The 13,202-nt window shown below is 68.6% G+C and carries 17 protein-coding genes; 8 read left to right on the plus strand and 9 right to left on the minus strand.

The annotated features are described in order from the left end of the window. Nucleotides 1-7: 7 nt before the first annotated feature. Together IEY88_RS38575 and IEY88_RS38580 are read left to right on the plus strand one after the other, a co-directional pair. Entirely contained in the window at nt 8-1,531 is a 1,524-nt protein-coding gene (locus tag IEY88_RS38575; RefSeq protein WP_308426049.1) for a DUF885 domain-containing protein, read from the plus strand. Next, entirely contained in the window at nt 1,531-3,060 is a 1,530-nt protein-coding gene (locus IEY88_RS38580) for a DUF885 domain-containing protein (RefSeq protein WP_229694163.1), read from the plus strand. The genes IEY88_RS38575 and IEY88_RS38580 overlap by 1 nt, the downstream gene beginning before the upstream one ends. Here the strand turns inward: IEY88_RS38580 and IEY88_RS38585 are convergent. Further along, nucleotides 3,035-4,453, minus strand: a complete 1,419-nt coding sequence (locus IEY88_RS38585) for an amino acid permease (protein WP_189159875.1) — start codon at nt 4,451-4,453, stop codon at nt 3,035-3,037. The two genes, IEY88_RS38580 and IEY88_RS38585, sit on opposite strands and share 26 nt — an antisense overlap. Before the next feature lie 59 nt (nt 4,454-4,512). Beyond that, entirely contained in the window at nt 4,513-5,481 is a 969-nt protein-coding gene (locus tag IEY88_RS38590) for a zinc-binding dehydrogenase (RefSeq protein ID WP_189159876.1), read from the minus strand. A gap of 70 nt (nt 5,482-5,551) precedes the next feature. On the opposite strand from IEY88_RS38590, the gene IEY88_RS38595 reads away from it, so the two are divergent. From IEY88_RS38595 to IEY88_RS38610, 4 genes are read left to right on the plus strand one after another with little or no spacing between them, the layout of a single operon-like run. Next, the gene (locus tag IEY88_RS38595) at nt 5,552-5,758 is read left to right on the plus strand and encodes a hypothetical protein (RefSeq protein WP_189159877.1); all 207 of its coding nucleotides are present in this window, start codon (nt 5,552-5,554) and stop codon (nt 5,756-5,758) included. After that, on the plus strand, nt 5,755-6,198 hold the full coding sequence (locus tag IEY88_RS38600) for a guanyl-specific ribonuclease (RefSeq protein ID WP_189159878.1): 444 nt from the start codon (nt 5,755-5,757) through the stop codon (nt 6,196-6,198). Before IEY88_RS38595 ends, IEY88_RS38600 begins: the two co-directional genes overlap by 4 nt. Then, a complete protein-coding gene (locus IEY88_RS38605; RefSeq protein WP_189159879.1) occupies nt 6,195-6,458 on the plus strand; it encodes a barstar family protein in 264 nt (87 codons plus the stop codon). The genes IEY88_RS38600 and IEY88_RS38605 overlap by 4 nt, the downstream gene beginning before the upstream one ends. Nucleotides 6,459-6,501: 43 nt before the next feature. After that, complete coding sequence (locus IEY88_RS38610; RefSeq protein ID WP_189159880.1) at nt 6,502-6,918, plus strand: hypothetical protein; 417 nt, start codon at nt 6,502-6,504, stop codon at nt 6,916-6,918. A gap of 6 nt (nt 6,919-6,924) precedes the next feature. Here the strand turns inward: IEY88_RS38610 and IEY88_RS38615 are convergent, their stop codons facing one another. Beyond that, nucleotides 6,925-7,695, minus strand: coding sequence for an enoyl-CoA hydratase family protein (locus tag IEY88_RS38615; RefSeq protein WP_189159881.1), 771 nt, complete (start codon nt 7,693-7,695; stop codon nt 6,925-6,927). Between the two features lie 62 nt (nt 7,696-7,757). Here IEY88_RS38615 and IEY88_RS38620 point away from each other — a divergent pair, with 62 nt between their 5' ends. Both IEY88_RS38620 and IEY88_RS38625 read left to right on the plus strand, forming a co-directional pair. Next, nucleotides 7,758-8,375: a type 1 glutamine amidotransferase family protein gene (locus tag IEY88_RS38620; protein WP_189159882.1), complete on the plus strand. Its 618-nt coding sequence runs from the start codon at nt 7,758-7,760 to the stop codon at nt 8,373-8,375. Continuing rightward, nucleotides 8,362-8,796: a MarR family winged helix-turn-helix transcriptional regulator gene (locus tag IEY88_RS38625; protein ID WP_229694164.1), complete on the plus strand. Its 435-nt coding sequence runs from the start codon at nt 8,362-8,364 to the stop codon at nt 8,794-8,796. Before IEY88_RS38620 ends, IEY88_RS38625 begins: the two co-directional genes overlap by 14 nt. A 25-nt stretch (nt 8,797-8,821) precedes the next feature. On the opposite strand, the gene IEY88_RS38630 is transcribed toward IEY88_RS38625, so the two are convergent. From IEY88_RS38630 to IEY88_RS38655, 6 genes are all read right to left on the minus strand, one after another. Further along, nucleotides 8,822-9,433 carry a cyclase gene (locus tag IEY88_RS38630; protein WP_189159883.1) on the minus strand — a complete coding sequence of 204 codons (612 nt, stop codon included), beginning with the start codon at nt 9,431-9,433 and terminating at the stop codon, nt 8,822-8,824. A 151-nt stretch (nt 9,434-9,584) separates the two neighbouring features. After that, nucleotides 9,585-10,082, minus strand: coding sequence for a hypothetical protein (locus IEY88_RS38635; protein ID WP_189159884.1), 498 nt, complete (start codon nt 10,080-10,082; stop codon nt 9,585-9,587). A 189-nt stretch (nt 10,083-10,271) separates the two neighbouring features. Continuing rightward, nucleotides 10,272-10,778, minus strand: a complete 507-nt coding sequence (locus tag IEY88_RS38640; protein ID WP_189159885.1) for a hypothetical protein — start codon at nt 10,776-10,778, stop codon at nt 10,272-10,274. Nucleotides 10,779-10,857: 79 nt separating this feature from the next. Continuing rightward, entirely contained in the window at nt 10,858-11,553 is a 696-nt protein-coding gene (locus tag IEY88_RS38645) for a sirohydrochlorin chelatase (RefSeq protein WP_189159886.1), read from the minus strand. Then, nucleotides 11,550-12,422 (minus strand): ABC transporter permease, encoded by an 873-nt coding sequence (locus IEY88_RS38650; RefSeq protein WP_189159887.1) that lies wholly within the window; start codon nt 12,420-12,422, stop codon nt 11,550-11,552. Before IEY88_RS38650 ends, IEY88_RS38645 begins: the two co-directional genes overlap by 4 nt. Continuing rightward, a complete protein-coding gene (locus IEY88_RS38655) occupies nt 12,406-13,182 on the minus strand; it encodes an ABC transporter ATP-binding protein (protein ID WP_189159888.1) in 777 nt (258 codons plus the stop codon). Before IEY88_RS38655 ends, IEY88_RS38650 begins: the two co-directional genes overlap by 17 nt. Nucleotides 13,183-13,202: the final 20 nt, after the last annotated feature.

The following is a 13,202-nucleotide window of genomic DNA, read 5'->3' on the forward strand; positions in this document are numbered from 1 at the left end:
GGACGGCGTGACCTCGCTCTCAGATGAGACGTTCCAGGCGATGATGGACTGGAACCCGCTGTTCGCCACGCTCGTAGGTGTTCCCGGCTGGGACGACGAGCTCGAGGACCACAGTCCGGAGGGCCACCGCGAGCTGCGGGCGCGGCTCACGGGGATCCTCGGCCGCGTCGACTCGAGCGACGAGGACCCGGTGTCGCGGGACGTGATCAGGCACCAGGCCGAGTCGATCATCACCATGATCGACGCCCGGCTCGTGGAGCACAGCGTGTCCAGAGGGCTGAACTCGCCGGTGACGCTGCTGCTCAGGAACACCTCCCAGGTCGACTTCTCGCAGCGGCGGCACGCCGTCCCGCGCTTCCTGGAGCAGGTGGCGGGGCGGCTGCTCGACACCGACCGCAGGCCGTTGCGCCGGCATGTCGAGAGCGGAGCGGCGCACGTCGAACGGTTCCTCGCCTCGCCCCGCCAGGAGTGGGAGGGCGACGCCGACCTGCGTCCCGCGTTCGCCCGCTACCGCGAGGTCCTGCTGGGCCTGCCAGGGCGTGCCGACGAGCAGGCCGGGCTCTGCTGGTTGCCCGAGGGCGAGGAGAACTACCGCAAGCTCGTCCGCGACTACACCACGACGTCCTACACGCCGGCCGAGCTGCACCGGCTCGGGCTCGACCTGATCGCCGGGCTGCGCGAGGAGTACGCGGAGATCGGGTCGCGGGTGTGGGGGACCTCGGACGTGCGGGAGATCTTCCGCCGGTTGCGCACGGAACTGTTGTGGGCCAACGAGGACGACATGCTCACCAGTGCGGAGGAGGCCGTCGTCAGGGCGAACGCCGAGGCGCCGAACTGGTTCGGGCGGCTCCCGAAGGCGCGGTGCGAGGTCCAGTTCGTGCCGGAGCAGGACCGGGCGAACGCGCCGTTCGCGTACTACGTGGACGCGGCGCTCGACGGCTCCCGTCCCGGCGTCTACTTCCTGAACCCGTTCGACGCCACCTCGCGCAGCCGCACGCTGTCCGAGGTGACGGCGTTCCACGAAGCCGTTCCCGGCCACCACTTCCAGATCTCGATCGCCGCCGAGACCGAGCTGACGAACGTACGCAAGTTCGCGTTCATCGACGCCTACCTCGAGGGCTGGGGCCTCTACACCGAGCGGCTGGCCGACGAGATGGGCCTGTACTCGTCGGACGAGGCACGGCTGGGCATGTTGGGCCTCGACGCGATGCGCGCCGGCCGGCTCGTGGTCGACACGGGCATCCACGCGCTGGGCTGGTCGAGGCAGCAGGCCGTCGACTACCTGCGCGAGAACACCGTGATGGACAACTCGGAGATCGACGGCGAGATCGACCGGTACATCGAGACTCCGGGACAGGCCCTCGCGTACATGGTGGGACGGCTGGAGATCCTGCGCATCCGGTCCGAGGCCCGTGCCGCGATGGGGGTGGATTTCGACATCAGGGCGTTCCACGACCTTGTGCTGGAGAACGGCATCGTACCGTTGTCCACTCTGGGCGGTCTTGTTTCCGAATGGTCTGGGAGGACCTGATGTCACTGGCGGATGAAATGTTCCAGGCGATGATGGACTCGTCGCCGCTGTCCGCCGCGATGTTCGGCCTGCCGGGCTGGGACGACCAGCTCGAGGACCTGAGCGTCGAGAGCGAACAGGCGATGCGGGCGCGGATCGCCGGCATCCTGAGCCGGGTCGAGACGAGCGACGAGGACCCGGTGACGCTCGCGGTCATCCGGCAGCAGGGCCAGGCGATCATCGACCGCACGGACGCCAGGCTGGTCGAGCACACCGTCGCGCAGGGGCTGGCCGCGCCGGTGAACGGCCTGCTCATGATCGCGACGAAGGTCGACGTGTCCCAGCGGCTCGACAAGTTCCCCCGGTACATCAGGCAGGCGGGGCAGCGGCTGCGCGAGTCCGACCGCAGGCCGTTGCAGCGCCACGTCGAGGCCGGCGTCGAGCGCGTTCAGGCCTTCCTGGACTCGCCGGCGCAGCCGTGGGAGGGCGACCACTCCGGCGAGATCCGCGCGGCCGTCGCCGAGTTCCGCGACGTGCTGGCGTCGATCGAGGACGGCCGCGGCGACGAGCACGCCGGTCTGTGCTGGCTGCCCGAGGGCGAGGAGAACTACCGCAAGCTGGCCCGCAACTACACGACCACCGACCGCACGCCGGACGAGCTGCACCGCCTGGGTCTCGACCTGATCGCCGGGCTGCGCGAGGAGTACGCGGAGATCGGGTCTCGGCTGTGGGGCACCTCGGACGTGCCGGAGATCTTCCGCCGGTTGCGCACCGAACTGTTGTGGGACAACGAGGACCAGATGGTGGAGAGCGCGGTCGAGGCGATCGCGCGGGCGCAGGCCGAGGCACCGAACTGGTTCGGCCGCATGCCGAAGTCCGAGTGCCAGGTGCGGCTGGTCGACGAGGCCGGCCGCTCGACGGCGCCGATCGCGTTCTACATGCCGGCGGCGCAGGACGGCAGCCGTCCCGGCATCTACTGGCTCAACCCGTTGGGCGCCACCGAACGCAGCCGCACGCTGTCCGAGGCGACGGCGTTCCACGAGGCGGTGCCGGGGCATCACTACCAGGTGAGCATCGCGGCCGACATGGACATGCACGAGATGCGCCGGTTCGCGTTCATCGAGGCGTACCTGGAGGGCTGGGGCCTCTACACCGAGCGCCTCGCGGACGAGATGGGCCTGTACTCGTCGGACGAGCAGCGCCTCGGCATGCTCGGTCTCGACGCGATGCGCGCGAGCCGGCTGGTGGTCGACACGGGCATCCACGCGTTCGGGTGGTCGCGGCAGCAGGCCATCGACTACCTGCGCGAGAACACGGTCATGGCGGAGCCGGAGATCATCTCGGAGATCGACCGGTACATCGAGATGCCGGGTCAGGCGCTCGCGTACATGGTGGGGCGCCTGGAGATCCTGCGCATCCGGGCCGAGGCGGAGACGAAGCTGGGCGACCGGTTCGACATCCGCGCGTTCCACGACCTGGTGGTGGGGAGCGGCGCGGTGCCGCTCTCCACCCTCGACCAGATCGTCACCGCTTGGGCCGACGCTCCATGACGGAGTGCTTCTTCGAGTACGCGAAGTAGATGATCAGGCCGATCGCGAACCAGACACCGAACCGCAGCCAGGTCTCCGGCGTCAGGAACGTGATCAGCCAGATCGAGAAGATCACGCCGATGATCGGCACGACAGGCATGCCCGGCGTCCTGAACGTCCGCGGGAGGTCGGGCTGCTTGTAGCGCAACACGATCACGGCGATGCACACCACGACGAACGCCAGCAGGATGCCGATGTTGGTGAGTTCGGCGGCCTCCGCGATCGGCAGGAAACCGGCGATGATCGCGGAGGCGACGCCCAGCACCCAGGTGATGCGCGTCGGGACGTGCTTCACCGGGTGCGACTTCGCGAACCACTGCGGCAGCAGGCCGTCACGGCTCATGGAGTAGCCGACGCGGGCCGCGCCCATGAGGAACGTGAACAGCACCGTCGTGATGCCGAGGATCGCGCCGACGCTGATGATGATGCCCAGCGCGGGCAGGCCGACGTCCGCGAACGCCGTGGCGAACGCGGATTCAGCGTCGACGTCCTTGTAGTTCACCATCCCGGTCAGCACCAGGCAGGCCAGCACGTACAGGGCCATCGACACCGCGAGCGAGTAGATGATCGCCCTGGGCATGTGCCGCTGGGAGTCCTTCGACTCCTCGGCCGCCGTCGACATGGCGTCGTAACCGAACACCGCGAAGAAGACCGTCGCCGCACCCGTGAGCGCACCCGAGATGCCGAACGGGAAGAACGGGTTGTAGTTGTCCGTGTCGATGTGGAACGCGCCGACGACGATGACCAGCGCCACGACCGCGATCTTCAGGTACACCAACGTAGTCTCGAACCGTGCCGCGTTCTTCATGCCCGTGTTCAGCACGTACGCGATGAGCAGGCACAGCACGACCGCGAACAGGTTCACCTTGTACGTGCCCGAGGCGACGTCGCCCGTCTCGGTGCCCGGTGCGCCCAGCATCCATTGCGGTAGGTGGATGTTCAGCAACGACAGCAGTTCGGTGAAGTAGCCGGAGATGCCGATCGCGACCACCGCCACGATCGCGGTGTACTCGAGCAGCAGGTCCCAGCCGATGAACCAGCCGACGATCTCGCCGAGCACCGCGTAGCCGTAGGTGTAGGCACTGCCTGCCTTGGGGATGAGGCCCGCGAACTCCGCGTAGGAGAACGCCGCCGCCGCGCTCGCGATGCCGGCCACGAGGAACGAGATCAGCACGGCGGGGCCGGCCGTCTTGTTCGCGACGGCACCCGCGAGCGAGAAGATGCCCGCGCCGATGATGCCGCCGATGCCGATCGCCGTGAGCTGCCACAGGCCCAATGTCTTGGTGAGCCCGTCGCCCTTGTCCTCGGCGATCTGTTCGATGGGCTTGCGCCGGAAAACGCCCTGCGTAGTCATGGGACAACTGTCACGCGCTTCGCGTGCACCCGCTGACCAGCAGGGCGTTTTGCGCCTTTTTACGGGCGGCTGAAGACGATCTTGCCCGCGGTGTCGCCCTCCAGCATCGAGCGGAGGCCCTGCTCGGCGTCCTCGAACTTCAGCTCGGCGCCGATCTGCGGCTTGAGGTCGTTGAGCGCGCAGAACCTCATCAGGTCGCCCAGCTCCTCGCGCGTGCCCATGGTCGAGCCGACCACGCGAAGCTGCAGGAAGAAGAGCCGCTGGAGCTCGGCCGCGGAGGCGTCACCGGACGTGGCGCCGGAGATCACCACGATGCCGCCGGGCTTGAGGGCCTTCATCGAGTGCGACCAGGTGGCCTTGCCGACGGTCTCGAACACGGCGTCGACCCGTTCGGGCAGCCTGGCGCCGGACTCGAACGTGTCGTGCGCGCCGAGGCTCTTCGCCAGCGCGCGCTTCTCCTCGCTGCGGCCCGTGACCCACACGCGGAACCCGGCGGCGCGGCCGAGCTGGATCAGCGCCGTCGACACACCGCCCGAAGCACCCTGCACGAGCATCGTCTGGCCGGGGCGCAGACCGGACTTCACGAACAGCATCCGGTACGCGGTCAGCCACGCCGTGCCCATGCACGCGGCCTCAGCGAACGACAGGTCAGCGGGCTTGGGCAGCGCGTTCTGGGCCGGCACGACCACGTAGTCGGCGAACGTGCCCTGGTGCTTCTCGGTGAGCAGCGTGCGCCTCGGGTCGAGCGTCTCCTCGCCGGCCCAGTTCGGGTCGCCGATGACGGAGTGCAGCACCACCTCCGTGCCGTCGTCGAGCACACCGGCGCCGTCGCAGCCCAGGATCATCGGGAACTGCTCCGGCTTGATGCCGACCCCGCGCAACGTCCACAGGTCGTGCATGTTGAGGCTGGCCGCCTTCACCGCGACGCGCACCCACCCGGCGGGGACCTCGGGCTCGGGGCGCTCGCCCACGCGAAGCGAGGCCAGCGGGTTCTCAGGACTGGGTTCTGCTGCGTAAACGGCGAACATGGTTCGCAACATACCCACCTGGATCGTGGCCAAATGCCGTGACTCGGGTCACGCGACTACTCTCGGGGTCGTGGACTGGCTTGTGCAGTGGTGGGACGGGGTCGAGCTGTGGTTGGTGCAGCTGCCCGTCGCCGTGCAGTTCCCCGTCGTGATGATCGTGGTGTTGCCGCTCTGCCTGGGCGTGGCGCGGCTCATCGACCGGGTCGCGGACTGGGGTGCGAACAACCCGGCGTCGGTCCCGGAGCCCGAGCCCGAACCGGAGAAGGTCGCCGCGTGAGTCCTGGTCGTCGCCTGACCGTCGCACTGGTCGGGCTCGTTGCCCTCGTCGTGGTCGGGTGGTTCTTCAAGGACACCGCCGCGAACCCGGAGACGCCGCCGGCGAACATCCCGCCGTCGGCCTCGCGGCTCGCCGTCCCCGGCGTGCAGTCGGGCCTCGACGTGCAGGCGCTGTCGAAGCTGCCCGCCGAGGCCGCGAAGACGTGGAAGCTGATCGAGGCGAAGGGGCCGTTCCCGTACCCGCGCAACGACGGCGTGACGTTCCAGAACCGCGAGAAGCGACTGCCCGCCAAGGACTCCGGGTACTACAAGGAGTACACGGTGCCGACGCCCGGAAGTCCCGACCGGGGCGCGCGGCGGATCGTCACCGGGTCGGAAAAGGAAGTCTTCTACACCGGCGACCACTATTCGTCGTTCGTCGTGGTGGACGTGAGCAAATGAAACGGCACATTCTCGTTTCGGAAAAGTCCGCCGCGATCTCGGCCATTGCCGCGGCGCTCGAATTCCCCGAGTGGTTCGGGCAGAACCTGGACGCGTTGTACGACAGCCTGACCGATCTCTCGTGGCTGCCCGCGGGGGAGTACGTGCTGGTCGTGCCCGTGGACCTGGACTCCTCCGTGCTGGAGGTGCTGCGCGACGCCGCGAAGCAGACCGCTGAGACAGGTGACCGGAAAGTGCGCGTGATTCGCACGGAAAGGTGACTTGGGCTGCGGATCTGGCGTCCGGAGTGGACAGTGCCATTCCATGGGAACGCATTTCCGCCGCTCGAGCTGTGCGCTCGGCGTCGTCGCGGTTGTTTCGCTGCTTTGTCCGGCGGTGTCGTTCGCCGGTGACCCCGACTGCTCGCAGGAGGGGCCGTTCACGCCGTTCGAGACGATCGACGGCGACAACCCCGTGACGATGCGCAACGGCCGCGTGATCGAGCTGCGTGCGTCGAACAAGTCCAAGTGCGCCTGGGGACGCATCTCCCACGGCACGCCCGGCGAGGAGATCTGGACCGACCGCAAGGAGCCCTCGGCCAACGGGCACGAGGGCTTCCTCGGCTACACCAGGATCGACTCGGGTACCGCGAAGTACACCGAGGCGTTCAAGAACGACGGCAGGCTCATGCGGGCCTGCGGGTCGTCGCAGGGCATGATCGAGTGCACCGGGTGGTTCTAGGCCGGGTCAGCTTTCGGCCGGCACCCAGGACGGCTTGCGCTTCTCCTTGAACGCGGTGATGCCCTCCTGGCCTTCGGGGCCACCGAAGTGCCGCGCTGAGAGCTCGAGCATGTCCGCGAAGACCTCGCCGAGGTTCGTGGACCGCTCCTGCTGCAGCATCTCCTTGGTGGCGGCCAGCGCGTTGGGGGCGCCGAGCGCGAGCATGTCCGTGTAGCGGCGGACCTCCGCGTCGACGTCGTCCGTGGCGGCGTTGAGGAGACCGATCTCCTTGGCCCGCTGCGCGTCGAACGTCTCGCCGGTGAGGAACAGCTCGTGGGCCTGGCGCGGGAGCAGCCGCGGCAGGACCGTGACGGAGATGACGGCCGGCACGACGCCGATCCGGACCTCGCTGAACGCGAACGTCGCCTTGGCGTCCGCGATGGAGATGTCGCACGCCGCGACGATGCCGACGCCACCCGCGCGGGCCGGGCCCTTGAGTGCCGCGACGACCGGCTTCGGGCTGGTCCAGAGCTGCTCGAGGATCGCGGGGAACTCGTTGACGCCCTGGTCGCCCGCGCTCGCCCCGGCGGCCTCCTTGAGGTCCATGCCGGAACAGAACACGGAGCCCGTGTGGGTCAGCACGACCACGCGCACGCCGTCGTCGCTCGCCGCGGTGCTCAGGTGCTCCTTGAGCTCCCGGCGCAGCTGCGAGGACAGCGCGTTGCGGTTGTGGGGAGAGTCCAGCGTGATCGTCGCGATGCCACGCCGCACCTCGTAGTGGACCAGCTCGTCTGCCATGCCGGTGACCTTAGCCGTGAGGTGGGTTGACAGCATGCTGTCACTTATGACAGTCTACTGTCATGACGCAGACGGTGTACCTCGCACTGACCGACCAGCTCGCCGACTGGGAGTACGGCCACGTGGCCGCGCAGGTGAGCCTCCAGCAGTTCCAGCAGCAGCCGGGGCGGTACGAGATCCGGACGGTCGGTCTGACCACCGACCCGATCCGCACGGTCGGCGGTGTGCGGATGCTGCCGGACGTGGCTCTGTCCGAGGTCTCGCTGGACGACGCGGCGATGCTCGTGCTGCCGGGTGGCGACAGCTGGGAGATCCCGGAGGTGGCGGAGGCGTTCGGGAAGCTCGCGCGGCGGTTCCGCGAGGCGGGCAAGCCGGTCGCGGCGATCTGCGGGGCGACGGTCGCGCTGGCGGCCGAGGGGCTGCTCGACGACGTGGCGCACACGTCGAACTTCCCGCAGATGCTCGGTGCTTACGGTGGTGCGGCTTTTTATCGCGATGAGCGCGTGGTGCGCGATCAGGGCGTGATCACGGCGGGTGGGGCTTCGTCGCTGGAGTTCGCGCGTGAGGTGCTGGCGGAGCTGGAGACGTTCTCTCCTGCGACTTTGCACGCCTGGTACGAGTTCAACCGCGACGACACGGCCGAGGCGTTCGGGAAGCTGGTGGCGAGTGTCCAGGAGTGAGTCGGGGGACGTCCTGACCGACGTCGTGATGAGGACTTTCCGTTTGTACGGGGCGTTTCTCGACGCGGCCGAGGTGATGACGAAACCGGTGGGCCTGACCGCGGCGTGGTGGCAGGTGCTCGGCGCGGTGCTGCGCGAACCGCTGTCCGTCTCGGGCGTGGCGCGGGAGATGGGGCTGACCCGCCAGTCCGTGCAGCGGATCGCGGACCTGTTGGTGGACAAGGGTTTGGCGGAGTACCTGCCGAACCCGGCCCACGCCCGCGCGAAGCTGGTGCGGCCGACCGAGGAGGGGTACGCGGCCATCGCGCGGCTGCGCGACGCGCAGTACGAGTGGGCGAACCGCGTCAGTGCGCAGGTCTCGTTGGAAGACCTGCGCACGACGCTCGCCACGATGACCGCACTGGTCGAGGCTAGTTCCTGATGCCCGGCAGGGGGTGGGGCACCAGTCAGCCGATCGTGGTCGTTGTCAGCGCGGGGCTGGGGTCCGGGTAGCCCTTCGCGGCGGCGTTGATCGGGAACCCGATCACCACGACGACGGCGGTGAACGTCAGGCCCGGGGCGTCGTAGCTGGTGCCACCCAGCTTCGTGGTGATCGTCCCGGTGCCGCCCGCCTGCAGGTTGATGGTGACGGTCGGCAGTTCGAAGTCGGCGCCGCCCTTGATCGGCCCGGGCACGTTCAGCACGACGTCGTTGCCCTGCAAGGCAACCGAGGGCGTGCCACCCAGTCCCGCACCGCCGGACAGCGACGCGGAGGTGAACTTCGAGTTGGCGGGCACCGGCAGCCGCAGCGCGAGGCCCTTGATCTCCCGCACCTGCCGTCCGCCGGCCTCGGTCGGAATCTTGTTGGGCGCGGGGTCGATCGTGACCTTGACGGCCCCGTTTGGCGCGACGGTCGCCGGCGCCGACGCGTCGACACCTTGGTCGAGCGTGAAGTCCGACGTCTGCCCGACGGCACTCGCGCGGAGCTTGTAGGTGATGGTCTGCGGAGCTGCTGACGCGTTGGTGGCGAACATCAGCATCGGTACCAGTGCGGCTGCTGCGATTCCGGCTAGCTTCATGGCCTCTCCCCGATGGTGGACGAGAGCACTTCCAGCACGCGGCGTAATCACTTGACTACTCATGAGTAGGTTTCACGTCAACAGTTCACACTTCACATCGCCCGATCGGCGCTGTGGGTTCGATCTTGTGGCGGCGGCCGGAAGTGGCGGCTCAGCGGCGGGTGGAGGTGCTGTGGCCCAGCGCGGCGATCGCCGACAGCAGGAAGCCCGCGAAGAAGAGTCCGAAGCCCAGCCCCAGGTTGGGGCCGCCGACGCTCGGAGCCGGGTGCTGGCCCTGGGTCGGGAAGGCCCGCACGGTGGGGGTCTGGAACTCGGGTGGGAGCGCCTCGACGGGGAAGTCTGGCGGTAGGTCGGCGGTCGGGAACGCCGGTGTCAGGCGGGTGGTGGAGGGGTCGGGTCCGTCGAACGACGTCACGAAGCCGAGGAAGAGGACCCCCATCCCCGCTATGGCGAGGAGAGCGCCCGTCCACAGGAGCACCTTGACCCACACTGGCGCTCCGGACACGTCGTGGTACCCGGAGCGGCCGCTCGAGTGCGGGAAGGGCTGGAAACCGCGGTAGCCGTGGTCGAGGTCGTGGACGTCGTCGGCGCTGCCGTCGAAGATGCCGTCCCTGACGCTGTGGTCGAACTGGTGTGGATCGCTGGTCACGTCGCCCCCGGTGTCGTTCGGCAGTTGGTACCACGCCAAGGCTTTGCGCCGTGGGGAATCGGCGGAGTTCGGGACTTGAACAGCGGTTGGGGTCAAATGTGCTAGGATAACCGCATAGCCTCTGCCACTAGGCGGAGGAAGTGAGCCCAGGTGCGCTTCCGGACGGTTGCTGCCTGGGCTTCGCGCTTTTCAGGGTTCGATGCGGGTCACCACGGGACTGATTCGCCGCACCCAGTCACCTCCGGCTCCCAGGCACCACGCGACGGCATCGCTCACCCACAACGCCGGTTCGGCAGACGACTGGATGTGCTCGTAGACGATGCCTGCGTCGCGTGCTTTGGTGCGCGCCAAGACCACGCGATCACGTGCGTTGCCCGCATGGTCGCGCGAGTCGAGAACGAGCCTGCTGACCCCCCGATCGACCGCTTCGGTCACCAGCCGTTCGAGTAGAACGGCTCGCGCGGAGTCGCCCTTCTGGCAGCTGGACACCACGACCACCTCGAATGTCCGTTCCACGATGCGCGAGACGATGAACTTCCGGCGGCTGTCCTTCTCGGACTTGAAGTGCACTCGCCGCTCACCGGGTAGCAGGAGGCTCCGCATCAGCGACCGGGTCGAGTGCAGCGCGGCGGGAGCGACGAGCGTCGCGGCGAGCAGGTGGCCACCGCGTTCGGTCTCGTCGACGAACATATGCATCCAAACAGGATCGCAGGTCACCCCGACAATCCCCGCCCGGGTCATTGGACGCGATCCAAGGACTTGCTTACCGCATAAGCTAAGCAGCGACCGTCTGCCGCACCAGCGCCTCGTCGTACCGGTCCAGCACGAGCTGCGCGACCTCCACGTCGTCCCCCAACGGCCGAGCCACCACGGCATCACCCGCCAACGACGCGACCTTGTCCGGCAACAACCCCGGCGCCAGGAACCACGACGCCACAGCGATCCGCTTGGCACCCTTCAACTTCAGCTTCTCAACAGCCTCAGGCACGGACGGCGAGGCGATCGACGCGAACGCCGCCTCCACCCCGGCCCAGCGCGACTCACGTGCCCACCGCCGGGCCACGCGGGCCACGGCCTCGTTGGCCGGAGCGTGCGAGGACCCGGCGCCCGCGAGCACGACCCCCAGTGACCTGTCGTCGAAGTCCACACCCGCCTCGGAGAGCCGGCGCAACGCCGCCGACTCCAGCCGCGGATCCGGCCCCAGCACATCGGTGACCACGGCGGGCACTCGTGACTCGGCGACAGCGGCGGGAACGTCCACGCGGGCGTGATAAGCCTTGCCCAGCAACAAAGGTACGACCACAGCTGGTCCGCGCAGCACGTCGCTCAGGCGAGGTGCGCACAGGTCGAGGAAGCACCCGCGGACGTCCAGTTCCGGTCGCAGCGACCGCACGACGTCCAGCAACGCGTGGATCGATGCGGCCGAACGGGGGTCGCGGCTGCCGTGTGCGACAGCGACTAGAGGAATCACAGCGCCCCCGTCAGTCCACGGGCGCGCAGCACGGCGCGCTCCAACGGCCGGAACAGCAGCAGCTCGATCCCGATGCCCACCAACAGGATCAGGAAGATCGCCGCGATCACCATGTTGATGTCGTTCAGCGACGATCCGTTGTGCAGGTACTGCCCGAGGCCGACGCCGAGCTGCGGCGAGGTCGCGATGATCTCCGCGGCCATCAGCGACCGCCACGAGAACGCCCATCCCTGCTTGAGGCCGGCGAGATAACCGGGCAGGGCGGCGGGCAGCAGGATGTGCCGGGCTGACGCGAACCGGCCGGCGCCCAGTGCGCGGCCCACGCGGGGGAGCAGCGGCGGGATCTGGTCGATGCCCGCCACCAGGCCGTTCGCGATCGACGGGACCGAGCCCATCAGCACCACGAAGTAGATCGTGGACGGCGTCACGCCGAACCACAGGATCGCGGCCGGAACCCAGGCGACGGACGGAAGTGACTGCAGGCCGGTCAGCAACGACCCGATCGCGGCGCGCACAACTCGGACCTTGGCGATCAGCAGGCCCAGCGGTGTCGCGATCACGACCGCCGCGAGGAACCCGAGCACCGCGCGGTGCAGCGAGGTCCACAGGATGCCGAACGCCTCGCCGCTGGAGATCGAGCGGACGAGCTCGTTCCACACGTTGACCGGGGCGGGCAGCTGGAACTCGGGCAGCAGAGCCGAGGCCCACAACGCCTGCCACACGCCCAAGAGCAGCGCGAAGGCGATGATGGGTGGCACGCCCGTCTTCAGGAAACGGCGCCAGATCGGTGGCCGGTGTGCCTCGACGGGCACATCGAGCGCGTCGAGGCCGGCGCCGACCTTGTCGAGCGTGTCAGGAGGCGTGGCCACTGATGACCTCTCGCAGGTGGGTGTTGATCTCGTCGAGGACCTCGTCCGAGGAATCGCGAACGTCCCATTCGCGCACGACGCGACCGGGACGGGACGACAGCAGGACGACGCGCTGGCCCAGGCGGACGGCCTCGCGCACGTCGTGCGTCACGAAGATGATCGCGGTGTTCGTGGTCTCCCAGACGCGCAGCAGCTCGCTCTGCAGCACGTCGCGCGTGATGGCGTCGAGGGCGGCGAACGGTTCGTCCATCAGCAGCAGGGCGGGAGCGCCGTCCGCGGACACGGTGGTGGACGCCAGCGCGCGAGCCAGAGCCACGCGCTGACGCATACCGCCGGAGAGCTCGTGCGGACGCTTGTCCGCGACGTCGCCCAGCCGCACCAGTTCCAGCAGTTCCAGCGCGCGACGCTTGCGCGCCAGGCGGCCGACACCGGCGAAGCGCAGCGCCAGTTCGACGTTGCGGGCGGCGGTGAGCCACGGCATCAGCGCGGGCTCCTGGAACATCACGGCCGGGCGTGATGTGTTGAGCTGCAACTGGCCGGACGTCGCGGCGTCGAGGCCAGCGACGATGTTGAGCAGCGTGCTCTTTCCGCAGCCGGACGCGCCGAGAAGGCACACGAACTCACCGGGCTTGACCTTCAGGTCGACCCCGTCGAGCGCTACCACGGCCGAGCCGCCGTGGCCGAACACCTTCCGGACTCCGGCCAGTTCAACGGCAGTATCCACAGTGGACAGAACAGTGGTCTCGAGCGTGGCGGTCATGGTGGTGTGCCTTCCCCTCG

The organism is Lentzea pudingi, from assembly GCF_014646255.1.
Taxonomy (GTDB): Bacteria; Actinomycetota; Actinomycetes; order Mycobacteriales; family Pseudonocardiaceae; genus Lentzea; species Lentzea pudingi.